We start from the raw sequence: 769 nt of genomic DNA, 5'->3' as shown, positions 1-769 counted from the left end.
GAGAGTGGGAGTGCAGGGGATGGGCGGTATTGGTAAMACCGTCTTGGCGGCAGCTTTAGCGCGGGATAATGAGGTGCGGCGGCGGTTTCGGGATGGGATTGTCTGGCTGACGGTGGGGATTAACCCCCAACCGATGGCGTTGTATGACACCATAGCCAAAACCTTGGGGGACAGCTACGCTTTTGCTTTGCAGGAAGGGGAAAGCCAGTGGAATGCCTATTTGTCTAATCTCTTGCGGGATAAATCCTGTTTGTTGGTGTTGGATGATGTGTGGTCACAATCCGAAGCCGAGCGGTTTGTGGAGGTGTTGGGGCCCGATTGTTGTCTGTTGTTGACGACGCGGGATGCTCGGCTGATTGCGGGGTTGGGGGCTAATGGCTATCAGGTGGGGGAGTTGGATGAGAACCAATCCCGGCAACTGTTAGCGAATTGGGCGGGACTGCATATTGAGATGTTGCCCGCTACAGAAGCGGCGGCGGTGATTGACCATTGCGGGAATTTACCCTTAGCGTTGGCGTTATGTGGGGCGCAAGTTGGTATGGGAACCAGTTGGGGGGATTTAATCACGGCGTTGGCTGCGGCGAATTTGCGGTTTTTTGACCATACCCACGGCAGTATTTATAAGTCTTTAGATGTGAGTGTGGCGGCGTTAGGGGAACCCCTACGACGGGCGTATTTAGAGTTGGGGATTGTTGCGCCGGATGTGGAGATTTCGGAGACGGCGTTGGTGACGTTGTGGGGGCGACGGGGGGAGAAGCAGGAGTATCAA

1 protein-coding gene is annotated in these 769 nt (G+C 55.2%); it reads left to right on the top strand.

Going from position 1 to position 769, the window contains the following annotated elements; translation table 11 throughout:
- Nucleotides 1-4: 4 nt before the first annotated feature.
- The coding region (locus B9T16_RS29035; protein ID WP_410246431.1) for an NB-ARC domain-containing protein at nt 5-769 on the top strand (765 nt) is incomplete at its 3' end.

Origin of the sequence: Arthrospira sp. PCC 8006 (genome assembly GCF_046480465.1) — a bacterium.
In the GTDB taxonomy this organism is placed as follows: Bacteria; Cyanobacteriota; Cyanobacteriia; order Cyanobacteriales; family Microcoleaceae; genus Limnospira; species Limnospira platensis.
The sequence above is the reverse complement of the archived record's forward strand: the minus strand, read 5'-3'. Positions and strand labels throughout refer to the sequence as shown.